Origin of the sequence: Achromobacter sp. ACM03 (genome assembly GCF_014851665.1) — a bacterium.
GTDB lineage: Bacteria > Pseudomonadota > Gammaproteobacteria > Burkholderiales > Burkholderiaceae_B > Achromobacter > Achromobacter aegrifaciens.
This window is the reverse complement of record NZ_JACVAD010000028.1, coordinates 1-336: the sequence shown is the minus strand read 5'-3', so window position 1 is coordinate 336 and position 336 is coordinate 1. Positions and strand designations below refer to the sequence as shown.

The following is a 336-nucleotide window of genomic DNA, read 5'->3' as shown; positions in this document are numbered from 1 at the left end:
ACGGAGTCGTCGCCGGCGGTGTGGTTCTTCGAGGTACCGTCCTGCTGGTAGCTATAGGTGATCTTGCCGGTGGCGGGGTCGTAGCCAGTCAGCGTGAGCTTGCCTTCGGTGCCGTTGACGACGACCGAGGTGGTGCCCAGCGCCTGGAGTTCGGCCACGGTGAGGGTGGTACCGCCGATCTTGACGGTAGCCAGGCCTTCCGGTGCGGAGACGGTCAGTTCGCCAGTAACCGGCTGCGTGGCGTTCTCGGCGATGCTGACGTTGCCGGCATCGGCGCCGTTGGCGTCGGGGACGGTCACGCCGGGCACGCCATCGGTGTGGCCGTTGATGGTGACG

1 protein-coding gene is annotated in these 336 nt (G+C 67.0%); it reads right to left on the bottom strand.

From position 1 onward, the window contains the following. A partial coding sequence (locus IB257_RS31435; protein WP_192493339.1) for a hypothetical protein occupies nucleotides 1–336 on the bottom strand: 336 nt, incomplete at both ends.